This is a genomic window from Antrihabitans stalagmiti, from assembly GCF_016482825.1.
In the GTDB taxonomy this organism is placed as follows: Bacteria; Actinomycetota; Actinomycetes; order Mycobacteriales; family Mycobacteriaceae; genus Antrihabitans; species Antrihabitans stalagmiti.
The window spans coordinates 119,634-142,573 of the sequence record NZ_JAEMNV010000010.1; the positions used below are offsets into that span (position 1 = coordinate 119,634).

20 protein-coding genes are annotated in these 22,940 nt (G+C 64.9%); 3 read left to right on the forward strand and 17 right to left on the reverse strand.

The window, feature by feature from the left end:
• Positions 1 to 55: 55 nt before the first annotated feature.
• The 8 genes from JGU71_RS30475 to JGU71_RS25245 form a co-directional block, all read right to left on the reverse strand.
• The gene (locus JGU71_RS30475; protein WP_199707553.1) at positions 56 to 754 is read right to left on the reverse strand and encodes a CPBP family intramembrane glutamic endopeptidase; all 699 of its coding nucleotides are present in this window, start codon (positions 752 to 754) and stop codon (positions 56 to 58) included.
• Positions 751 to 1,848: an amidohydrolase family protein gene (locus tag JGU71_RS25215; RefSeq protein ID WP_199707555.1), complete on the reverse strand. Its 1,098-nt coding sequence runs from the start codon at positions 1,846 to 1,848 to the stop codon at positions 751 to 753. Before JGU71_RS25215 ends, JGU71_RS30475 begins: the two co-directional genes overlap by 4 nt.
• Before the next feature lie 2 nt (positions 1,849 to 1,850).
• Positions 1,851 to 3,410, reverse strand: coding sequence for a signal recognition particle protein (gene ffh / locus JGU71_RS25220; RefSeq protein WP_199707557.1), 1,560 nt, complete (start codon positions 3,408 to 3,410; stop codon positions 1,851 to 1,853).
• Between the two features lie 84 nt (positions 3,411 to 3,494).
• Complete coding sequence (locus JGU71_RS25225; RefSeq protein ID WP_199707559.1) at positions 3,495 to 6,032, reverse strand: [protein-PII] uridylyltransferase; 2,538 nt, start codon at positions 6,030 to 6,032, stop codon at positions 3,495 to 3,497.
• A complete protein-coding gene (locus tag JGU71_RS25230; protein ID WP_199707561.1) occupies positions 6,022 to 6,360 on the reverse strand; it encodes a P-II family nitrogen regulator in 339 nt (112 codons plus the stop codon). The genes JGU71_RS25225 and JGU71_RS25230 overlap by 11 nt, the downstream gene beginning before the upstream one ends.
• 6 nt (positions 6,361 to 6,366) lie before the next feature.
• Complete coding sequence (locus JGU71_RS25235) at positions 6,367 to 7,725, reverse strand: ammonium transporter (protein WP_307829862.1); 1,359 nt, start codon at positions 7,723 to 7,725, stop codon at positions 6,367 to 6,369.
• A 197-nt stretch (positions 7,726 to 7,922) separates the two neighbouring features.
• Positions 7,923 to 8,828, reverse strand: coding sequence for a hydroxymethylglutaryl-CoA lyase (locus JGU71_RS25240; RefSeq protein ID WP_199707562.1), 906 nt, complete (start codon positions 8,826 to 8,828; stop codon positions 7,923 to 7,925).
• Positions 8,829 to 8,830: 2 nt separating this feature from the next.
• Entirely contained in the window at positions 8,831 to 10,039 is a 1,209-nt protein-coding gene (locus JGU71_RS25245; protein WP_307829865.1) for a CaiB/BaiF CoA transferase family protein, read from the reverse strand.
• 73 nt (positions 10,040 to 10,112) lie between these two features.
• Here JGU71_RS25245 and JGU71_RS25250 point away from each other — a divergent pair, with 73 nt between their 5' ends.
• A complete protein-coding gene (locus JGU71_RS25250; RefSeq protein WP_199707563.1) occupies positions 10,113 to 10,901 on the forward strand; it encodes an alpha/beta fold hydrolase in 789 nt (262 codons plus the stop codon).
• 15 nt (positions 10,902 to 10,916) lie between these two features.
• On the opposite strand, the gene JGU71_RS25255 is transcribed toward JGU71_RS25250, so the two are convergent.
• From JGU71_RS25255 to ftsY, 3 genes are all read right to left on the reverse strand, one after another.
• Entirely contained in the window at positions 10,917 to 11,567 is a 651-nt protein-coding gene (locus JGU71_RS25255; RefSeq protein WP_233530072.1) for a hypothetical protein, read from the reverse strand.
• A gap of 91 nt (positions 11,568 to 11,658) precedes the next feature.
• Entirely contained in the window at positions 11,659 to 12,294 is a 636-nt protein-coding gene (locus tag JGU71_RS25260) for a hypothetical protein (protein WP_199707565.1), read from the reverse strand.
• Between the two features lie 149 nt (positions 12,295 to 12,443).
• Entirely contained in the window at positions 12,444 to 13,883 is a 1,440-nt protein-coding gene (gene ftsY, locus JGU71_RS25265; protein ID WP_199707566.1) for a signal recognition particle-docking protein FtsY, read from the reverse strand.
• 129 nt (positions 13,884 to 14,012) lie between these two features.
• On the opposite strand from ftsY, the gene JGU71_RS25270 reads away from it, so the two are divergent.
• Entirely contained in the window at positions 14,013 to 14,402 is a 390-nt protein-coding gene (locus JGU71_RS25270) for a DUF2237 family protein (protein ID WP_199707568.1), read from the forward strand.
• A gap of 9 nt (positions 14,403 to 14,411) precedes the next feature.
• Here JGU71_RS25270 and smc read toward each other — a convergent pair whose 3' ends face one another.
• Positions 14,412 to 18,056 (reverse strand): chromosome segregation protein SMC, encoded by a 3,645-nt coding sequence (smc, locus tag JGU71_RS25275; protein ID WP_199707569.1) that lies wholly within the window; start codon positions 18,054 to 18,056, stop codon positions 14,412 to 14,414.
• A gap of 485 nt (positions 18,057 to 18,541) precedes the next feature.
• Here smc and JGU71_RS25280 point away from each other — a divergent pair, with 485 nt between their 5' ends.
• The gene (locus JGU71_RS25280) at positions 18,542 to 19,528 is read left to right on the forward strand and encodes a polyprenyl synthetase family protein (RefSeq protein WP_199707571.1); all 987 of its coding nucleotides are present in this window, start codon (positions 18,542 to 18,544) and stop codon (positions 19,526 to 19,528) included.
• Between the two features lie 31 nt (positions 19,529 to 19,559).
• Here JGU71_RS25280 and JGU71_RS25285 read toward each other — a convergent pair whose 3' ends face one another.
• The 5 genes from JGU71_RS25285 to JGU71_RS25305 form a co-directional block, all read right to left on the reverse strand.
• Positions 19,560 to 20,009 carry a DUF350 domain-containing protein gene (locus JGU71_RS25285; RefSeq protein ID WP_199707679.1) on the reverse strand — a complete coding sequence of 150 codons (450 nt, stop codon included), beginning with the start codon at positions 20,007 to 20,009 and terminating at the stop codon, positions 19,560 to 19,562.
• A gap of 74 nt (positions 20,010 to 20,083) precedes the next feature.
• Positions 20,084 to 21,253: a glutathionylspermidine synthase family protein gene (locus JGU71_RS25290; RefSeq protein ID WP_199707573.1), complete on the reverse strand. Its 1,170-nt coding sequence runs from the start codon at positions 21,251 to 21,253 to the stop codon at positions 20,084 to 20,086.
• 3 nt (positions 21,254 to 21,256) lie between these two features.
• Positions 21,257 to 22,162, reverse strand: a complete 906-nt coding sequence (locus JGU71_RS30050; protein WP_233530074.1) for an alanine and proline-rich secreted protein Apa — start codon at positions 22,160 to 22,162, stop codon at positions 21,257 to 21,259.
• A complete protein-coding gene (locus tag JGU71_RS25300) occupies positions 22,163 to 22,456 on the reverse strand; it encodes an acylphosphatase (protein WP_199707575.1) in 294 nt (97 codons plus the stop codon). It lies immediately after the preceding gene.
• Between the two features lie 10 nt (positions 22,457 to 22,466).
• Positions 22,467 to 22,928 (reverse strand): OsmC family protein, encoded by a 462-nt coding sequence (locus JGU71_RS25305; RefSeq protein ID WP_199707577.1) that lies wholly within the window; start codon positions 22,926 to 22,928, stop codon positions 22,467 to 22,469.
• Positions 22,929 to 22,940: the final 12 nt, after the last annotated feature.

Below are 22,940 nucleotides of genomic sequence, written 5' to 3' on the forward strand. Positions count from 1 at the left end.
TCGACAGTACGCCGGTCCGACGATCCTGCGCGGAGCTTGCCTGGCGACCGACACTTTACGCAGGCAGGAAGAGTACCGATATCGCCGGAAGCAGATTGTTCATCGAATGCGCCGTCCACGACGCGAACACGCTGCCGGTTCGCAGCCGTGCCATTCCGATGGCAACACCGCCCCACAGCAGCACGATGTAGCGCCACCACTCGCCGTGCCAGGCGGCGAACAGCGCGGCGGTGATCGCGAGCGTCACCCACGGACTGCCGAGCACACGCGTCCACCCGGTCGACACCGATCGCTTTTCGAGCGCGCCCCACAGCATGCCGCGGAACATCAACTCCTCCCCCAGCGGTGCAACGAGCCAAACCCAGAGTGCAACAGCGACTTTCCAGCCTCGAGGCAGCCCGATCTCGGTGAGTGGCGACTCCTCGGTCGTCCCTGAGACGGCAAGCAGAACGACGACGATGGCCAGGCCGCCCAATACCGACGCGGCGCCCCAGACGAGACCGACGCGCAGTTGAGCGGCCGCCTCTCGCAGGTTCGTCGGCAATCCGAAATCGGCGACAGGGCCGTTGCCGCGGAACGCGGTGATCGCGAGCGCAAGCAGTGCAGCGACCGTCGTCGGCACGGTGAGTGCCACGAAGAACGTCGCGGCTGTCCGTTCGTCGATCAGCACAGCTGCGACGACGAAACCCACCGCGTTGACTGCGAGCACAAGCGCCGCCGCGGGCAGACCCCAGCGCCGAGTTGGTGAACTCACCCGATCGAGCCGCGCACGGTGACGAGCCGACCGCGCAGGATCACCGCATCGGGAGCAGCAAGCACATCGGGACCGGTTCTCGGATCATGTTCGTAGACAAGCAGATCCGCAGGAGCACCCGCCTCGATGCCCTGGCGCCCGAGCCAGGTTCGCGCATCCCAGCAGGCAGCACCGAGCGCCTCGGTCGGCGACAACCCGACCTTGACGAGTGCTGCGACCTCGTCGGCGATCCGGCCGTGCACGATCGAGCCGCCTGCGTCGGTGCCCGCATAGATCGGCACGCCGGCATCGTGTGCCCGGCCGACCGTGTCGGCGACCTTGGCATGCAGATCACGCATGTGGCGTGCGTACACCGGATATTTCGAGGCGGAATCGGCAATGGCTGGGAACGTCTCGATGTTGATGAGCGTCGGCACAAGTGCGACGCCACCGTCGACCATCATCTCGATGGTCTCGTCGGTGAGTCCGGTGCCGTGTTCGATGCAGTCGATTCCGGCCGCGATCAACCCGGGCAGGGCGTCCTCACCGAACACGTGGGCGGTCACCCGAGCGCCGTGCCGATGGGCCGCGGCAATCGACTCGCGAAGGATGTCGTCGTCCCACAGCGGACGCAGATCGCCGACCGAGCGATCGATCCAGTCGCCGACCAACTTCACCCAGCCGTCACCCAACATGGCCTGTTGCGCAACAGCTTCCGGCAGCTGAGCGGGATCTTCGAGATCGACCGCGAGGCCGGGGATGTAGCGCTTGGGTGTTGCGATATGACGGCCTGCCCTGATGATCTTGGGCAGCTCGGGCATGTCGTCGATGAACCGGGTGTCGATGGGCGAGCCTGCGTCACGCAGCAGCAGCGCTCCGACGTCGCGCTCCGTCTCGGCCTGCGCGATCGCACCGGCAGTGTCCTCGTGCCCGCCGTTGTACTTGATGCCGACGTGACAGTGCGCGTCGACGAGGCCCGGCAATATCCAGCCCGACTTCGTCACGGTGTGGGCGTCGGCGACCGGCTCGAACGAGACGACACCGTCGTGAACCCACAGCTCGACCGGCTGTTCGTCGGGCAGCCCGGTCCCGCGCAGATGGAGCGCGCCGTCCATCGCTACTTCTTGGGCAGCTTGAACTGTGAGAGGTCGAAGCCTTCCAGGCCCGGTGGCAATTGGTCGAGACCCTTCGGCATACCACTCAGATCAGGCATACCGGCAGGCAATCCACCGGGCATGCCGGGCATCCCACCCCGCACCTTCGGGGGCGTCGGACCACGACCCTTGCCCTTCTTACCCTTCTTGCCGCGTTGCGATTGCCCGCGACGCGCACCGGGTAGCCCCATCTGTCGGCCCATCGACGCCATCATCTTGCGCGCTTCGAAGAAGCGATCGACAAGCTGGTTGACCTCGGACACCTTCACACCCGAACCGTTCGCGATCCGGAGTCGTCGAGACGCGTTGATGATCTTCGGATTGTCGCGCTCGGCCTTCGTCATGCCCCGAATAATCGCCTGAACACGGTCGAGCTGCTTGTCGTCGACCTGCGACAACGCCTCTTTCATCTGACCTGCGCCAGGCATCATGGCGAGCAGATTGCCGATCGGACCCATCTTGCGGATCGCCATCATCTGGTCGAGGAAGTCCTCGAGCGTCAGCTGGCCCGAACTGATCTTCTCGGCAGCATCGATCGCCTGCTGCTCGTCGTAGACCGACTCGGCCTGCTCGATCAGCGTCAGCACATCGCCCATGCCGAGAATCCGGCTCGCCATCCGGTCGGGGTGGAAGACGTCGAAGTCTTCGAGCTTCTCGCCGGTGGACGCGAACATGATCGGCTGACCGGTCACCTCGCGCACGCTCAGCGCGGCACCACCGCGGGCGTCACCGTCGAGCTTGGTGAGCACGACACCCGTGAATCCGACGCCGTCGCGGAAGGCCTCGGCCGTGCTGACAGCGTCCTGACCGATCATCGCGTCGAGCACGAACAACGTCTCATCGGGCTGCACAGCATCGCGAATGCCGATGGCCTGGTTCATCAGTTCGGCATCGATACCGAGACGACCGGCGGTATCGACGATGACGACGTCGTACTGCTTGTTTCGCGCCTCGGCGATGCCTGCCTTGGCAACCTCGACAGGATCGGCCGCTGTGATGCCGAGCGCATTGTCGCCGCCGCCGATCGACGTTCCCGGATGCGGCGCGAAGACAGCCGCGCCGGCGCGTTCGCCGACGATCTGCAGCTGGCTTACTGCGCCGGGGCGCTGCAAATCGCACGCGACGAGAAGCGGCGTGTGGCCCTGATCCTTGAGCCACTTGGCCAGCTTGCCCGCGAGGGTCGTCTTACCCGAACCCTGCAGACCTGCAAGCATCACGACCGTAGGAGGGGTCTTCGCGAAGGTCAGCCGCCGGGTCTCGCCGCCGAGGATGCCGACGAGCTCCTCGTTGACGATCTTGACAACCTGCTGCGCCGGGTTGAGCGCGCCGGAAACCTCGTGGCCCTTGGCGCGCTCTTTGATCTTGGCGATGAAGCTGCGCACGACGGGCAGCGCGACGTCGGCATCGAGCAGGGCAAGCCTGATCTCACGACACGTCGCATCGATGTCGGCTGGGGAAAGGCGGCCTTTGCCGCGCAAGTCCTTCAGCGCACCGGTCAACCGGTCGGAAAGGGATTCGAACACCGATCGCGCTCCTGATCATGGGCTATGGGTACACGTCGGAGACCAGCCTAGTGCGTGAGGACTACACCGACGACCGTCGACGCCTCAGGTGGTCTGTTCTTCTGCGGGCTTGGGCGGCCGGATCATGGGAACGACCCCCAGGATGCCTGCTTCGATCCGTTCGCGGTTCGCAGAGCTGTCCCCGTCTCTCAGTGCGAGGCAGAACGAGTCGACGACAACCGAACCCAGCGTCGACACCTTTGCCCAGCGGACGTCGGCGCCCGCAAGCTCGAGTACCCGAGCAAGCCGGCACAGCAGCCCGACACGGTCTTCGGCACGCAGCTCGACGATGACTTCCCCGTCCTCCGTTGCGTCGAACCAGATGATCTTCGGCGGCGCCTGCGCGAACGCTGTCGTCGGCACACCTTCGTCGCCCACGCGTACCGGGGCGGCCGCTATGGCGTCCTTCTCCTTCTTGTCCAGCAGCGCGATCAGATCGAGGTCGCCCGCAATCGCCCTGATCAGTTCCTGCCTGATCAGACCCGCGGCAGGCGGTGTGCCGAACTTCGGTGACACGACGAAGGTGTTGATCGCCGACCCGGCATGACTGCCGACCGAGGCAGACAGGACACGCAGCGAATTCATCGCGAGAACACCCGCGGCGTCGGAAAGCAGACCGGGCTCGTCAGGTGCGATGACGGTGACGATGTAGGTGTGCTGGCCGCCCTCGGGCTGCAGTTCGACGTAAACGCCACCGTTAGCGGCGCGCGCGATGTGGTCCGGATCGATGGGATCGGGCTGCGGCAACGGCTCACCTGCCATGACCAACCTGCACCGGCGGACGAGTTCGCCGATCAAGGACGACTTCCAGTCCCCCCACACGCCGGGTCCTGTTGCGAGAGAATCAGCTTCGGCGAGAGCGTGCAGGAGTTCCAACAGCATGGTGTCGCCGTCGAGCGCGTCGACGACGGTCTGCACGGTCAGCGGGTCTTCCAGATCGCGACGAGTCGCGGTTTCCGGCAGCAGCAGGTGGTACCGGACGATCGAACTCAACAGCGCGACGTCGGATGGCCACAGCCCCAACCGGTTTCCGATCTGAACTGCGAGGTCGGCACCGACGACACTGTGGTCGCCGCCGCGCCCCTTGCCGATGTCGTGGAGTAGCGCGGCAAGGACGAGAATGTCCGGTCGCGCCACCCTGGTCGTGAATCCGCTTGCGTAGGCGACGGTTTCGACGAGGTGCCGGTCGACCGTCCAGGTATGGACGGCATCTCGGGGTGGTAGGTCCCGAATGGCACCCCACTCGGGAAGGAGCCGACCCCACAGTCCGGTGCGGTCGAGCGCCTCGATCACGGCGGCCGCGCTCTTGCCTGTGTCGAGCAACACGAGCAGATCGTTGAGCGCCTCCTTCGGCCACGGCTCACGCAGCTCGGGTGCGCCTTCGGACAGGCGGTTCAATGTCGTTGCCGACATGGGCATCTCGGTCTGCGCCGATGCCGCCGCCACCCGGAGAATCAGCCCGGGATCCTTCTTCGGCCTGGCATCGCGTGCAAGCACAACCTCACCACCGTGCTCGACCACTCCCTCATCGAGTGGTCGGCGCACAGGTACGCGCCGAAGCCGAGAGAACCCGCGCCGCGGTATGGCGGCGGCGGCAGTGCGCAGACCGACATCGACCGAATAGCTGACTGTCCGAGCCGAATCACTCAGCGTGCGAGCAAGATCGAACCGGTCACCGATCCGTAGCGCCGCACCGATCTCGTCGGCGTCCTGGGCTCGCAGCTGGTCGCGAGCACGTCCTGCGACGCGATGCAGTTCGGTACGGACGTCCAGCAGTCGTCGATGCGACTGTTCGAGGCCACCTCCCGGCACCTCCGGCCCGAGACCGGGCATCGCGTCCGTCAGTTGCGCGATCGCGAGAGCATCGAGCAACTGCACGTCCCGAAGACCACCGCGACCGTTTTTGAGATCGGGTTCGGCGCGGTGCGCGATCTCGCCGCTACGCGACCAACGCGATCGGGTCTGCGCAACCAATTCGTCGAAGCGCGTGCGGATCCCGGTACGCCATTCCCGTCGTACCCCTCCGATCAGCAGATTGGAGAGATCCTCGTCGCCGACGATGTGCCGCGCTTCCAGCATGCCGAGCGCTGCCGTCAGATCCGAACCCGCAACCTGCAGCGCCTGCGGCACCGTTCGCACACTGTGGTCCAGTTTGATATGCGCGTCCCACAGCGGGTACCACAGCTGATCCGCGACTTCGGAGACCCGCTTCGGATCGACGTCGTCGTGCAGCAGAATCAGATCGAGGTCGGAATACGGCAACATCTCTCGACGAGCCAACCCACCGACCGCGACGACGGCGAAGCCGCTGTCGGACCTGATGCCCAGCTCGGCAGCCTTTGTCGTAAGCCAAAATTCGTGCAGATCGACGAGTGCTTGACGCAGGGCGTGCGCATCGAGCCGCCGGTTGCGAGTACCGCCTCCGTCGAGCAATTGCTTTCTGGCGCGGACCAGATCGGCGGCAGCTTCGGGTCCCTGCTTCCCACCTCCCGCCGACCCGCTAGATGCGAGCGGCCCCGCGCCCGCCGGTTTCCCGGCAGGAACGGGGCCGCTGTTCCGCGACCCTTTTGGGTCAGAGCGCATCCGCGCCACGTTCACCGGTACGAACTCGAATGATCGCTTCGACCGGGGTGACCCAGACCTTGCCGTCACCGATCTTGCCGGTGCGCGATGCCTCGACGATCACCTCGACGACCTTGTCCACGGCGGCGTCGTCGACGACGACCTCCACCCGGACCTTGGGAACGAAGTCCACCGAGTATTCCGCACCGCGGTAAACCTCGGTGTGACCCTTCTGGCGTCCGTAGCCCTGTACTTCGCTCACGGTCATGCCGAGCACGCCCGCCTGCTCGAGTCCGGTCTTGACGTCTTCGAGCGTGAACGGTTTGACAATTGCAGTGATCAGCTTCATTTTCGCTCATACCTCCTTGCGGGTCGCGTGGCCAATTGCAGAGCTTCCACCCATTGCAGCGAAATCGTATGCCGTCTCTGCGTGGTCGGATTCATCCAGGCCCACCGCTTCGTCCTCTTCGCTCGCGCGCAGGCCGATCGTGAACTTGATGATGTAAGCGATGATTGCAGTCGCAACGAGCGAGTAGGCGAGAACGGCGCCCGCGCCGACAGCCTGCAGCTTGAGCTGCTCGATTCCGCCACCGTAGAACAGACCCTTGATTCCGGCGTAGGACTCGGGAGCCGCAACCAGGCCGACCATCAAGGTGCCGACGATGCCGCCGACGAGGTGGACACCGACGACGTCGAGCGAATCGTCGAAGCCGAACTTGTACTTGAGTCCGACGGCGAGTGCACAGAGAACACCTGCGGTTGCACCGATTGCGATAGCACCGAGAGCATTGACCGAGGAGCACGACGGCGTGATGGCGACGAGGCCTGCAACGACACCCGAGGCTGCACCGAGCGAGGTCGGCTTGCCGTCACGGATCTTCTCCACGACCAACCAGGCGATCATGGCGGTTGCAGTGGCAATCGTCGTGGTCAGGAACGTGTTGCCCGCTGCGGCGGTCGAGCCGACAGCCGAACCAGCGTTGAAGCCGTACCAGCCGAACCACAGCAGACCGGCACCGAGCATGACGAACGGCAGGTTGTGCGGCCGGAACGGCGTACGCGGCCAGCCTGCCCGCTTGCCGAGCACGAGGGCGAGCACAAGACCCGCTGCACCAGCGTTGATGTGGACTGCGGTACCACCTGCGAAGTCGATCGCTTTCAGTTTGTTCGCGATCCAGCCACCGTTTTCACCGGTGTAGCCGTTGAAAGCGAACACCCAGTGCGCGACCGGGAAGTAGACGAAGGTTGCCCAGACGCCTGCAAACACCAGCCAAGCGCTGAACTTCATGCGGTCGGCAACTGCGCCCGAGATCAGGGCGACGGTGATGATTGCGAACATCAGCTGGAATGCGACGAACACCGAGAGCGGAATCGTGCCGAACAGCGGCACACTCGTGTCGACGTCCGGAAGGACGTTGCCCTGGTCGGTGCCACCGAATACCGACTTCAGACCGAAGTACTGGGTCGGGTCACCGAACAGATTTGCCTTGTCGTCGCCGAACGCGATCGAGAAGCCGTAGAGCACCCAGAGCACCGTCACGATGCCCATGGCACTGATGCTCATCATGATCATGTTCAGGACGCTCTTGGCGCGGACCATGCCGCCGTAGAAGAACGCCAACCCTGGGGTCATGAGCAGCACGAGCGCGGCGCTAGCCAACATCCATGCTGTGTCGCCGGCGTCGGGCGCGCCGGTTAATGGGAATCCATCCACCTTGTGTCTCCTCCTTCATAGCCCAGCCAATTCCGACTGACGACCTGGAGAGAAGAGTGCTCACTCGGTGTTTCAGGTATGACGCTGGGATGTTTCACGCTCGTGAACGCATGACGGGTCTGTGTTGCCATGAGGTTTCTTCCTGCGCAAACGCAAGCGGGTACTCCCGTGAGAATCCGTCACCTCGACCGCGTCAGCTACTCGCCGGCCACCTCGGGAAACAGCCCTGCCCTAGCCAATTGGCCGGTGATCTCGTCCGGCACGATCTTTCCGAGCCAACCGACGACGTCGAGTAACGCAGGCAAGCGCACACCGGTTTCGATCCCCATGTTGCGCAGCATGAAACACAGATCTTCGGTCGCGATGTTGCCTGTGGCGTTGGGAGCGAACGGACACCCGCCGAGCCCACCGACCGACGAATCCAAGGTCGTCGCGCCCGCCGACACCGCAGCGACGGCGTTTGCGTAACCGGTGTTGCGGGTGTTGTGCAGGTGCACGCCGAGCGGAATACCGGGTGCCACCTGTGCGACACCGGCAAGGAGGACCGAAACCTGGCTCGGCACGCCGCACCCGATCGTGTCGGCGAGCAGGATCTCCTCGGCCCCCGCCGCCGCGAGCTCACCGGCAAGCTCGATCACCGCATCGGCAGCCACCACACCCGAAAACGGGCAACCGAAGGCAACCGCGATGATCGCGGTGAGGCGGATGTCGCGATCACGAATCGCGCGTGCGCTGGCGCGAAAGTCGTCGACCGTTGCGGAAACGGGTGCGTTGACGTTGCGCAGATTGAACGAGTCGGTCGCCGAGACCGCGAACCGAATCTCGTCGAGTTCGCACTCGAGCGCACGGGTCACGCCGCGACCGTTCAGTACAAGTGCAGCGATATCGACGCCGGAGGGTCTGGCGATCCGATCGAGGATCTCTTCCGCACCTGCCATCCGCGGCACCCTGCGATCGTTGACGAAGCTCACCGCTTCGACCGCGGCAGGGGCCGTTCCGGTCAGGCGATCGATCAACTCGATGCGTTCGTCGACCGAGAAATGCCGGGTCTGGTTCTGCAGGCCGTCGCGCGGACCGACTTCGCACACACGTAGTACCGACATGATCAGATGATGTTCTTGTCGGCAAGCTCCTGCTGCCGTTCGGCGGAAAGTCCGAGCACCTCGGTGTAGACGGCCGTGTTGTCAGCGCCCGGCGTCTGCCTGCCGAGCCACGCGATCGCGCCGGGCGTCTGTGACAGTTTCGGCACGACACCCGGCACGGCGAGGTCGCCGAACCTCGGATCCTGCTGCCGGACGATCATCTCCCGCGCCTCGACCTGGGGATCGGCGACCACGTCGGCGATCGAATTGATCGGTCCCCAGACGACCGAGTGTGCGTCGAGGACGGCGGTGAGGTCGCCGAAATCCAAGGTGGCCGACCACCCAGCGATGAGGGCGTCCAGCTCGTCGGAGTTCTGGCCACGTGCGACGTGGGTCGAGAAGCGCGGATCGTCGGCGAGTTCCGGCGACCCCATCGCCTGGGTGAGGCGGCGAAAGAGCGGATCCGCGTTCGCGGCGATGATGAGGCTGCGACCCTCTTTCGTCGGATAGACGTTCGAGGGTGCGAGACTCTTCAGCCCTGTGCCCATCGGCTCGCGGACGATGCCGAGCTTGTCGTACTCCGGCAGCGTCGACTCCAGCATCGCGAAACAGCTTTCCAATATCGACGCGTCGACGACCTGGCCGGTGCCACCTTTCGCATCACGCCAGTACAACGCCATCAGCAGACCTTCGAGAGCGAACAGTGCGGCGAGCGTGTCACCGAGCGAGATACCGCTACGCGGTGGCACCTGACCGGGGAACCCGTTGATGTAGCGCAGTCCGCCCATCGCTTCGCCGACGCTCGCGAAACCCGGCCGGGTCGCGTATGGACCGGTCTGGCCGAAACCCGAGATACGGACGATCACGAGCTTCGGGTTGATCTCGTGCAGCTCTGTCGGGCCGAGGCCCCACTTCTCCAGCGTTCCGGGCCGAAAATTTTCGACGACGGCGTCCGCCTCCGCAACAAGTCCGCGGACGAGGTCGCGTCCCTCGTCGGTCGCGAGATCGATGCCGATCGACTTCTTGTTGCGGCCGATCACCGACCACCACAGACTGTTGCCCTCGAACGAGCGCCCCCAATTTCGCATGGGATCGCCCTTGCCCGGCGGCTCTACCTTGAGAACTTCGGCACCGAAATCGGCGAGCCGACTTCCCACGAACGGACCCGCTATCAGCTGGCCCATCTCGATCACACGGACACCGGAAAGCGGTCCTGACACGGTTTCGCTCACAAGCAGAAACGCTAGTCGATGACAGGCGTATGGTCGGCGGCGGCAGCGTCGCCGATCGAAGGAGTAACCGCAAATGCCCTACGCCGAAGTCAATGGTCAGCGGCTCTACTACACCGATTCCGGTTCCGGGGATCCGATCATCTTCTCCCACGGGTTCCTCATGGACCACACGATGTTCGATGCGCAGGTTGCGGCACTCTCCGGCAACTGGCGCTGCATTCGCTGGGACGAACGTGGCCACGGCCGGACCGAGACGTCGTCGGCGGCGTTCACCTATTGGGACAGCGCGGCCGATCTGTTCGGACTGCTCGATCATCTCGGCATCGAAAGCGCCGTTCTGGCAGGTATGTCGCAGGGTGGTTTTCTGTCGCTGCGGGCAGCGCTGACCGCACCCGAACGGGTCCGCGCACTCGTTCTGATGGACAGCCAACCCGGTGTTGAGCATCCGGAGAAGGTCGCCGCGTACAACCAGTTGCTCGACGGATGGATTGCCGTCGGCATGACCGACCAGCTCGCGGACATAGTCGCAGCAATCATCATCGGACCCGGCTTCGCGGACACGCCTGCCTGGCAACAGAAGTGGCGCGACCTCGACACCACGACCGTGCGACAGACGTATACGACGCTCGTGAACCGCGAGAACGACGTCACACCACGATTGGCCGAAATCACCGCGCCGACCCTAGTCGTCCACGGCTCCAACGATGCCTCGATAGAGCTATCGATCGCGCAGCAGTACGCGGCCGAACTGCCGAACGCCGAGTTGGTGGTCGTCGAGGGCGGCGGACACGCGTCCAACATGACCCACGCCGACCAGGTCAACCCGGCGCTCGAGCAATTTCTCAACTCTCTGAGCAGGTGATATCGAGGGTGGCGATCAGCCGAGTACCGACCCCATCGACGGCCAGAAAATGGTGCTCTTCACGTACTTGAAGCCGTCGGGGTACTGGTCGCTGACGGGTACCGACCAGCGATGCCACAGCGATCCGTAGACGGCCGCGACGATCGGTCCGCCACCGGGATTGAGGGCGCGCGTCCTGATCGTCGTGTCGACGGGAACGTCGAGGTGTTCGTTGAGCACCTCGGTACCGCTACGACCGCTGAGCAGGTTCAGCCAGATGACCTCCAGCTTTGCCCCGCCCTGGTTCGGCGAGATGGTGCCGGGTCCGCCGAAGAATCCGAACCGGAAACCATCGACACCGAGAGCGATGCCGGACCCGTAGAGCTGACCCGACGCGGGATCCATACGTCCGGTGTCCGAGAACGCCGGAATCTGGAACGGCTGCGCGGGCAGCGCGGCATCCTGGCGGGCAAAGTCCTGCGGCGCGAACTGCTTCGGCGCTTCGACGAGACGATTCATCGCTGCCAACGCGTCTGCGTTGCCGGATTCGCGCGCGATGTCACGCAGCTGGAGTGCGGCGGCGTTCCAGTCGATGTCCTCACCGACTGTCGGCGCGCTACTTGCTGGTCCTGCGAAAACGAGTGCTGCGGCGGCGGCGGTGGCGACAACGCCGGTCAGCTTCCGCATTACATGAAGGCGACCCATATATCTCTCCCCTTTGGTTGTGACGAGTTGTGTTCGACGAGTTTCACGTCGAAACGGCACGTGCAGGTCCGAGCTAACCAGTCGAGTGGGTCGAAGTGTGGGCAATCCGCCGAGCCGGCTCCAACAAACTCCTCGACACCGACATGTCGACGACAAGTCCGGCGTCCCATGCGCGTTCCATCATCTGTGCGACATCGATGCGCCGTAGTGCGACGATCGGCGGACTGGCGAAGAGTTCGTTGATGTAGGCCAGAACGTGGTCGGCGACAACGACATCGATGTTGCCGACCTTCCCGACCAGTCGAGACGGCATGCCGCGAGGATTCACTCTGGCTGCAATGTTGTCGCGGTGCACCTGTTCGATGTCGACGACGACGGTGCACGGCTCCTCCGGCACCAAACGGATTCGCGTCTGCACCCTGACGGCGATCGTGTAGCGCGCGATCGCGCCGGCCAGGTTCACCCGCACACTGAGGTGCACGGGAACCGCGATCGCGATGTCCCATTCCAGGTCGTTGCAGCGATACGCCTCGACCAGACCAGGCACGCCGATCGCGGTCGCAGAGCCGACTCCCCCCGGCCCGACCCGCAGTGGTCCGATGTCGATTCGATCGCCGAGGATGTGCGAGATGACCTTGCCGATACGTTTCGGCGACGCTGATGCGGCGAGGACGTTCGCGGCGAATTCGGCGTGGGTCAGTCTCGCCATCGTTCACCTCGTTCCACGACATCGTGTACGCGACGATCCGCACCCGCCTGGCATGTCATCGCCGTCGGGGCACCGGACTTTACGCCACGCTACAACCGCTGCGCCAGCATCTTCCGCAGGTGCAGCGGCCGCGTCGGGAGGGTTTCGGCCTAGCCGAGCAGGGCATCCACGAAAGCGGCAGGCTCGAACGGGGCCAGGTCGTCGGCACCCTCACCGAGGCCGACCAACTTCACGGGAACACCGAGTTCGTGCTGGACCTGGAAGACGATGCCGCCCTTTGCCGTGCCGTCGAGTTTGGTCAGCACCACACCCGATATCGCAACGACGTCCGCGAAGACCCGAGCCTGCATCAGCCCGTTCTGACCGATCGTCGCATCGAGAACGAGCAACACCTCGTCGACGGTCGCACGCTTCTCGATCACACGCTTGACTTTGCCGAGCTCGTCCATCAGACCGGTCTTGGTGTGCAGGCGGCCTGCGGTGTCGATGAGTACGACGTCGACGCCGAGCTCGATCCCCTTGCTCACCGCATCGAACGCAACCGACGCCGGATCCGCATGTTCCTTGCCGCGAACGGTATCGGCGCCGACGCGCTCACCCCACGTTTGCAGCTGGTCGGCTGCGGCCGCGCGGAACGTGTCAGCGGCGCCGAGCAGCACCCGCCGACCGTCGGCGACGAGGACGCGAGCAAGCTTGCCGGTCGTCGTCGTCTTTCCGGTGCCGTTGACACCGACAACGAGCAGGATCGACGGATGGTCGTCGTGCGGCAAAGCCCGGATCGACCGATCGAGTTCCGGGTGCAGCGCTTCGATGAGCACTTCGCGAAGCAGCGCTCTGACCTCGGCTTCGGTCCGAACGTTGCGGGTAGCCATCCGCTCCCGCAGTGCAGCGACGACGGTGGTCGTGACGGCAGAGCCGAGATCGGCTATCAGCAGCGTGTCCTCGACTTCTTCCCACGAGTCCTCGTCGAGGTCACCGCCGCCCAGCAGGCCGAGCAGGCTTTTACCGACCGCCGACTGCGATCGCGACAGTCGCCCACGCAGCCGATCAAGTCGACCTTCCGTCGGGGCGATCTCGTCGATGGTCGGTGCGGTGTCCAGGCTCTGCGGCGTCGCGGGTGCGGTCGGTAGCTTCGGCTCCTCGACCAGCGGCTCCTCGACCGCTCGATCCTCGACCACCGGCTCCGAAACAGCCGGCTCCGAAGCAACCGGTGCGGGCTTGTCGACCGCCGGTGCGGACTTCTCGGCGACAGGAGTCGCTTCGTCCACAACAGGATCAGGCAGCCGAATTTCGGTGATTCCACGTTTGGGAGCGTCGCGCGGGACAGCGGCGTCGTCCCCGACACCGGGCTGACCGTCGACATCGGTGCGCTCACCGACCGGTTGCCTCGGAGCTGTCGCCGTACCGCCCTGGCTGAAGCTGAAGCCACCACCTGCCTTGTAGCCGCCCGAGCGATCTTCGACCGCGGTCGGCGCTTTCGTCGCCGTCAACGAGATCTGCCTGCGTCGGTACAGGACGAAGCCGACGACGAGGGCGATCAGAAGGATTGCGGCCGCAGCCGCGATGAGGATCCAAGCTTCGGCAGTCACCCGGCCATCCTGTCAGAGGAACCATCTGGCCGTTAACCGTCACCCCGTGCACACCTCACCCCGTGCACACCTCACCCCGTGCACACCTCACCCCGTGCACACCTCACCCCGGGGTGCGACGATTGCCCGGTGATCGAACGCAACGTTCTAGGCGACCGCCTGCAGGAATGCGGGACGGATCCTGTCACCGGCTTCTTCCGCGACGGCTGCTGCAGCACGGGCCCGGAGGATGCGGGCAGCCACACCGTCTGCACCGTGGTCACCGCTGAATTCCTCGAGCATCAAGCTGCGGTCGGCAACGACCTGTCCAGCCCGCGACCCGAGTACAACTTCCCAGGACTCGTACCCGGCGATCGGTGGTGTGTTGTCGCCGCGCGGTGGATGCAGGCCTTCCTCGACGGCGTCGCAGCACCGGTCGTGCTCGCCGCGACGCACGAACGCGCGCTCGACATCGTTCCGCTCGAAGCGTTGCGTGCACACGCCGTCGACGTACCCGACGATCTGGCCGGCCTGTCCTGATCGAACGGGTCAGGCGTCGGCCGTGTCTTCGGTGGTAGTGGCACCGGCTGCCACTCGCACATTCTGGCCACGCATCCTTTGCGAGATCACCGTCGTGATGCCGTCGCCGCGCATGCTGACGCCGTAGAGGGCGTCGGCAACTTCCATGGTCGGCTTCTGGTGGGTGATGACGATCAGCTGGGACTTCTCCCGAAGCTGTTCGAAGAGCGCGATCAGGCGACGCAGGTTGGTGTCGTCGAGAGCTGCTTCGACCTCGTCCATGACGTAGAAGGGCGAGGGTCGGGCGCGGAAGATGGCCACCAGCAACGCAACCGCGGTGAGTGACTTCTCGCCACCCGACAGCAGCGACAGCCGTTTCACCTTCTTGCCGGGCGGCCGTGCCTCGACCTCGATACCTGTCGTGAGCATGTCCGAGGGATCGGTCAGCAGCAGTCTGCCCTCACCGCCGGGGAAGAGCGTTTCGAAGACCTGCACGAACTCGCGCTCCACGTCGGCGTAGGCCTCGGCGAACACCTGCAGGATCCGCTCGTCGACCTCGGCGACCACGTCGAGCAGATCCTTGCGCGCGTTCTTCACGTCCTCCAGCTGCGTGGAGAGGAAGGTGTAGCGCTCCTCCAGCGCCGCAAACTCCTCCAGCGCAAGCGGATTGACCTTGCCTAGTGTCGTCAGGTCCTTCTGCGCGGACTTGGCACGACGCTCCTGGGTCGCTCGGTCGTAGGCCATCGGCGCCGGCGCGACCACCTGCTCGCCACGTTCCTTCGCCTGCTCGTATTCGGCAAGCTCGAGTGCGGTCGGTGGTAGCGGAACGTCGGGTCCGTACTCGGCGACGAGGTCGTCGAGACCGATGCCGAACTGTTCGGCGATGCCTTCTTCCAACTGCTCGATACGCAGCGCCGCCTGCGCGCGAGCGACCTCGTCGCGGTGGACCGCATCGGTGAGCGCGGCGAATTTGCCGCTGAGCACCCGCACTCGCTCCTTGGTCTTCTCCAGCAACTCGTTCTGCTCGGCCCGTTCCCGCACGAGGTCGTCACGGTGCGAAACTGCTTCGGCGACAACCTCTTCCAGGTGCTCGGCGACGCGCTGACCCGACGCTGCGACGGCACCCGCGACCGCAGCTGCGTGTTGTCGCGCCCGTTGAGCGCGCTCGGCGCGGGCACGCGCATCACGTTCCGCTCGGGCAGCGCGACGCAACGAATCCGCTTTGCCCCGTAGAGATTCGGCTCGTTCCTCGGCAGTTCGCACCGCGAGCCTCGCCTCGATCTCGGCTGCTCGCGCCTCCGCAAGTGCCTCCGCGGCGTCCGCACGTTCGCGCCCCGCTGTTTCCGCACCCGCCGCGCCCGTCCCGTCGGCGTCGATTTCGGAATGCTCCTGCTCGGCGTTGCGGAGCCGATCTTCCAGTTCCGCAAGCGAATTCATGGACTCTTCGCGACCGGCCTCAGCGGCGGACCGCTGTTGGGTCAACCGGACGGACTCGGCATGCGCGAGTCGCGCAACCTGCCCGAGCCTGCCGAGTTGCTCGTAAACGGCCGCCATCGCGCGGTCGGATTCGTGCAGCGCGCTCAGTGCAACTTCGGCGGCCTCGCGGCGATCACGTTGTTCGTCGAGTGCACCGGACAGCGCTGCGCCGAGTTCCTCGGCAAGGCGTTCGGCGGTCCGCAGGTCGGCCTTCGCCGAATCGATCGTGGCCTGAATCTCCAGCTGACTCGGCGGACGATCCGAACCGCCGGTGATCCAGCCCGAGCCGACGAGATCGCCGTCGACTGTGACCGCCCGCAGGGATGGTTGCCTACCGACGAAACCGACTGCATCGTCGAGGTGAGTAGCGACGACGACGCCGTGCAACATCGCGGCGAGCCCGCCCCGCAAGGAGTCCGGGCAGGTCACGACCTCGATAGCCCAACGAATACCGGTCGGGAGCTGCACCGACGGCAAGGCAGGCGCGGCACCGTTGCCGAAAACGAGCGCTGCTCGGCCGCCGTCTCCGTGCTTGAGCGCTGCGACGGCTGCGGTGGCTGCGCGGTCGGTGTCGACTGCAACCGCGTCCGCTGCCGGACCCATCGCTGCCGCGACAGCGACTTCGTAGCCGGCGTGGATGCTGATCAAACCGGCCAACGGGCCGAGCAGCCCGGCGTCGTTGCGAGCGAGCAGCCAGGCCGCGCCGTCCTTGCGACCGAAGCCCATCGACAGCGCTTCGATCCTGGCGGTCAACGACGCGACGTCTTTGCCTGCTGCTCGTTCCCGGTCACGAAGTTCGGTGACTCGTCGGTCCGCGTGTGCAAGCGCTTCGACGGCGTGTTCGTGCTGAGCGTCGAGTCCCTGTTCTCCGGAGTCCAGATCGCCCATCTGCGCCTGCACTTCGTCGAATTCGGCCTGTGCGGCGTCACCGCGGCGTCGCGCTTCCTCTATCGCACCGGACAGGCGGGCGACTTCGGCGTCGACCGATTGCGCTCGCATCCGCAGGGTGTCGACCTGGCCGGACAGTCGCGCCAGACCCTCGCGTCGGTCTGCGATGGCGCGAACAGCTGCGAGGTGCGCGTGTTCGGCCGCTGTCGCCGCTCGTTCCCGCTCGCCGAGTTGCTCCTTGGCGTCGAGCAGACGGTCGGTGGCGATTTCGACAACCGCGAGCAACTCCTCTTCCTCGGCAGCGACCCGGTCAGCTTCGGCTTCGAGCTGTTCGGGTTCACGGCCGCGCCCGGAGGACTGTTCGGCCTCGAGATGCCGCGCCCGCTCCTTCGCGATCCGAACCGTCGCACTGACCCGTTCCGCGAGCGCGCTCAGCTGAAACCAGGTCTGGCCGGCCGCTTCCGCACTCGGGGTCAACCGCGCCACGGCGAGTTCCTGATCCGCCTGCTGTGCGGTTGCCGACTCCAATTCGGCCGCGACGGCGTCCTGCTCCTCGCGGATCATCGTTTCGTGACTCCGCTGTCCGGCGAGTTCGATGCGGCGCGTGACGAGGTCGTCGGCGGCCAACCGCAGGCGGGCGTCACGCAGATCCGCTTGCACGGTTTGCGCTCGCCTTGCCACCTCGGCCTGCCTGCCGAGCGGTTTGAGCTGGCGACGTAGCTCGGAGGTGAGGTCGGTGAGGCGGGCGAGATTCGCCTGCATCGAATCGAGCTTGCGGACCGCCTTTTCCTTGCGCTTGCGGTGCTTGAGCACCCCAGCGGCTTCTTCGATGAACGCCCGCCGGTCCTCCGGCCGCGACTCCAAGATGGCAGCGAGCTGACCCTGGCCGACGATCACGTGCATCTCACGGCCGATACCGGAGTCGCTGAGCAGTTCCTGTACGTCCATCAACCGGCACGCGGTGCCGTTGATCTCGTACTCCCCCGCGCCGTCGCGGAACATCCGCCGGGTGATCGACACCTCGGAGTACTCGATGGGCAGCGCACCGTCGGAGTTGTCGATCGTCAGGGTGACCTCGGCACGTCCCAGCGGGGCACGGCCGGAGGTACCGGCGAAAATGACGTCTTCCATCTTGCCGCCACGCAGTGCTTTCGCGCCCTGCTCGCCCATCACCCAGGTGAGCGCATCGACCACGTTCGACTTCCCCGAACCATTGGGACCCACGACACACGTGATTCCTGGTTCGAACCGCAACGTCGTCGCGGACGCGAAGGATTTGAAACCCTTCAGCGTGAGACTCTTCAGATGCATGCGGCTGATCGAGCGACGGGGGTTGACATAGTCGGCCCAGATTACCGGGTGCCGTACCAGACGGTTTGCAGCCCGCACGATCTTCCGGCCCGTACGAGCACCCTGCGTCCGCCACCGGCGTGTGATCATGCACACCGCAGAGGCGTCTCCAGCGCAGCATCACCACGGCCACTGCGCTCTTGCGCGGCAAACACGTTCCGAGGCAGCTACCCTCTGAACTGGACATACTCGAATCGACGTCGTGAGTTGATCATGAAGCAGTTCGCCGATATCGGTCTTTGTTGCCCATTACGATCTCGTCTTGACCTAGCACTGCGCCGTTGACATTCTTACCTGTCCATATCGACGCCGGACCCGTTCGCAGCGAGCGGGATCGATTAACACGAGGGGGTTGAAGCCATGGCAGTCGTACTCGTTTGCCGAACCTCCGAGTCCACCCGCAGCGCGGCCGATGTCGGCACGACCCAGGTCGGCACGGCCTGACAATGTCGCGAACCTACGCCGGCGGGGACGCCGACGCCTTCTCCGAGTTCCAGCACGAGTTGGCGATAGAACTGAAACGCGAATACGACGAGATCCTCGGACGATTCGGGTTGGCCGAACACTCGGCCAGTCTGTACAAGGGCCGCTACTTTCGATCGCGCTTGGCGCATCACGTTGCGGGAACACATACTTCGACGTTGCTCGATCATTGCAAGGCACTCGAGATGCTGCACACAGCGACGCTGGTGCACGACGACATCATCGACAAGGCAGTACTGCGGCGCAATCTACCTACGCTGACAAATTCTTTCGGCCCTGACGAAGCGCTGCTCATCGGCAACCTGATCTCGACGCGCGGAATCTTCATCGCGGCATCGGGTTCGGCACCGATGACGACAAGTTTCGTCGAGGCCTACGACCGCGTGAACACCGCGCAGGAATCCGAGCTCAGATTCCGCGGGCGCCTCGACAAAACCGCGGAGCAGTACTACACGATCTGCCGCGGCAAGACCTCGGCAATGTTGGAGCTGGCCTTCCTCATCGGAGCCGCAGAAGCGGGACGCTACGACGGTCACGCGCACCTGCTGCTCGCGATCCGCGAGATCGGCATCGCATTCCAGGTGGTCGACGATGTCGAAGACCTGGCAGCGTGGCTGGAAGGCGCAGAGAAGGACCGTTCGAAGAGTGCGCAGTTCGACATCGACCTCGGCAACTACACACTGCCGGTTGTCATCGCACTCGACGCGGCGGCGAAAACACCGGCAGGGCGCGATCTTTCAGCGATCGACAAGCAGATGTGGTCCGAGGCGATCGCAACGTCCACCGACATCGCCTACCGGCACCTCGAGGCGGCAGAGCAGGAGATCGAGCGAGCGCGTGAACTCAGCGAATCCCCCGTCGTCGTCACGAGGGTCGACGCCTGGTCCAAGAACGTGACGAAGGCTCTGCACACGAAGAAGCTCGATTCGGTCGTGCAGACCGACTTCTGATCTCCGCCCGCTGATCTCGGCCGGACGTCGGCTACAAAATCGCGAAGGCTACGACGAGACCGAGACCGAAGTGGGCAGCCGCGACGATGAGCACCTCGGGCGTGTAGGTTTCCGACCGAATGACGGCACCGATGTCGACTCCGGACACAAGCTCGATCGCGCGCACCGAGACGACCTGCGCGACGATGCCGACCAGGCCGAAAACAAGAGAGGCGATAAGCCCTTCGCTGAGCTTGCCGGAGGACGCGAAGATCGCAAGGACGACGATGAGAGCCATACTCACCATCCCCGATGCGAGCACGATGATCGCGTTCGGCATGCCCGCGGTGACAAAATCACGCAGTTTGCCAGGTGTGGTCAGATCGATCGCGTAGAAGCCGACGATCATCAGGACGAGTCCGACGATCGCGTAGCAGACGATCGCCCCGACGCCTCGCCCGAGCGAACCCCAGTATCCCGATTCGAGCGCCATGGTGGTCACGGGTGAGGTGGACGAAGCTAGCAGCGATACCGATGTCATTACGTTGTCTCCGTTTACTTTCGAGTGTGCGACGTTCAGTCTTTGGCAGGTATGCGGTGCGGTACGAAGGCGGCGCCGTCGTCGGTGACGAGGCCCGAGGTTTCGCGGATCCCGAGCCCGGCCGAATCGTCGCCGACGATCCAGGCCCCGAGCGCGGGGCGCATGTCGTCGAATTCCGGTAGCGGGTCCAGCAATTGGTAGACGAAGCCCTCTTCGCCGTAGATGCCACCGGTCGCGGTTTCCATGCCGGCGCCGACGATCGTGATGTTCGCGCCTTCACGGCCGAGCTTCGGTTTCCGCACGAATTCGGTCAGCTCGTTCGGCTGATCCAGGTACGCGGGCAACAGATTCGGATGTCCGGGGTACATCTCCCACAGGACGGCGAGGATCGCCTTGTTGCTGAGCAACGTCTTCCAGAGCGGCTCGATCCACATGGTGGCGGGCAGACTCGCGACGACGCGCTTGCCGAACTCGTCGTCGAGGACCCACTCCCACGGATACAACTTGAAGATCGAGGCGACGGGTGCCTCTTCGAGATCGACGAATCGGTTCAGTTCGATGTCGTAGCCGACGTCCTCGATCGCGAGCGCGACTGTATCGAAGCCGGCTTCGGCCGCCGTTTCCTGCATGTAGGCGGTGGTGACGTTGTCTTCGCCCGACTCGTCCGCCGAGGACCAGGCAAAGTGCAACTGCGTGGCAGGAAGCACGTCCTTCAGTTCGGTCCAGCGCTCGACGAGCTTCTCGTGCAACGAGTTCCACTGGTCGTCGCCTTCGTAGAGGTCGGTCAGCCAGTGCCACTGCAGAATTCCGGCCTCGAGCAACGTCGTCGGCGTATCGGCGTTGTACTCCAACAGCTTTGCCGGTCTCCGACCGTCGTACCGCAGATCGAAACGCCCGTAGACGTGTGGGTCGGACCGTTTCCACGATTCCGCGATCGGCCCCCAACTCCATTCGGGCAGACCGAAATCGCGATACCGCTCGGTGAGGACGACGTGCTCGACGGCGTGCAGACACATCGAATGCAGCAGCTCGACGTCGGCTTCGAGGGCGAGGATCTCGTCCATCTCGAACTCGTAGTGCACCGACTCGTCCCAGTACGGCCGCGCGTAGCCTTCGGCGTCGCGCGCAGGCGAGCCGTAGACAAGACCTTGCGACTCGACGATCTGCTGCCAACCGGGCCGTGGATTGCTCCGAACTCGGCGCATCAGCTACGACCCACTGCTGCTGCTGAATTTGCTACCGAGTCCACCACGCTGCACGGTCTTACCCGAGCTGGTCGTGATGTTGGCACCTTTGGGTTTGACTGTTGTGCCGCCGGAGATCCGGTCGCCCTTCGAGCCGGAACCGCCGTAGTAGTAGCGATACTGCTTACCGCTGCCCGCATAGATGAAGACACCGCTGGAGTTCGGCGTTCCGTCGCAGAACTGGTCGTCGACGATGATCTCCTGACCATCCTCGATGGCGACACAGTCGGCGCGAACGTCGTCGGACCGCAGCGCGTAGTAGCCGAGCGCGACCGCTCCGACCACGCCGACGACCGCTCCTGCACCGATGAGACGACGCCTGGTCTTGCGCTTCTTGTCGGAATGCTCGGCCGCTTGGCGATCGAGTTCGGCCTGCCGTTGCCGCGCTTTGTCTCGTGCCCGTGCGTCCGCGACGGTCTGCGGCCGCGGGCGTGTCGATCCGGCGTCCTGGCGGCGAATGCTGCCACCCTGCCGTTCGGGCTCCAATACCGGCGGCTGCCACCCCGGTGGCGGGGGTTCCCATGGCGGTGGTTCAAACGGTGGCGGCGCACTCGACGCCGCGGCCGGCCGGTCGGGTTCTGCCGCTGGCGGTTCCGGTGCGCGTGGCTCGGGTGCGGGTGGTGGTGGCGGCGGTGGCGGGACCGATCCTTGGTTCGGCCGCAGCGGCGGCGGGACCGAACCCTGGTTGGGACGCAACGGCGGCGGGCTTGCCGAAGGCTGGTTCGGCCGTAACGGCGGCGGGACCGAACCTTGATTGGGACGCAACGGCGGCGGGGTTGTCGGACCCTGATTCGGACGCAACGGCGGTGGGGTGTTCGGTGTACCGCCCGTACGTTCGCGATCGTCGTCGTCGTTGCTGTGCTGACCCAACTAGCGCTCCTCGAATCCGGACATGTCACCCTTCGCGGGGTCCCAGCTTTCCACAACGAGATCGACCGTGCCGGGTGTATGGCCGGACCTCGAAAGCGCAAGAAGCTTTTCACACTGTTCGCGTGGGCCCTCGGCGACCACGAGAACACGACCGTCTCTCGTGTTGGTTGCGTGTCCGACCAATCCGAGCTCCAACGCACGTGAGCGCGTCCACCATCGGAATCCGACGCCTTGGACGTGCCCGTGGACCCAGGCGGTCAGCCGAACGTGCTCCCCCGTAACTGCGTCACTCATCGTCAGAGCATCACTCGTCGATATCGAAGGTCAGCGTTACCTTCGCGCCGGCTTTGAGGGTTCGTCCGACCGTGCAGACTCGGTCGATCGCACGTTCCACGGTCGTGAGCAGCCGCTGCCGCGCGGCTTCGTCGAGCTCGCTGAGGTCCAGCTCGAGCACCTCGTCGAGCTGCGGATACGTCTCGTTCTCACGGTCGGCGGCACCCGAGACCCGAACCTTCGCATCGTAGGAATCGCCGAGGCGACGTGACAGGGGCAAGTCCGAACTCATCCCGCTGCACGCGGCAAGCGCGATCTTCATCAGTTCGCCGGGTGTGAAGACACCGTCGACCGACTCGGAGCCGACGAGTACTTCAGCGCCGCGCGAGCTCTTACCGGTATAGCGTCTGGTGCCGGTGCGCTCGACCCACAGCGTGGTCGGTGCAGGGGTTGTGGTGTCGGATGCGTCGGGCGCGGACGCCTGTTCGGTCATATCGACATCCTA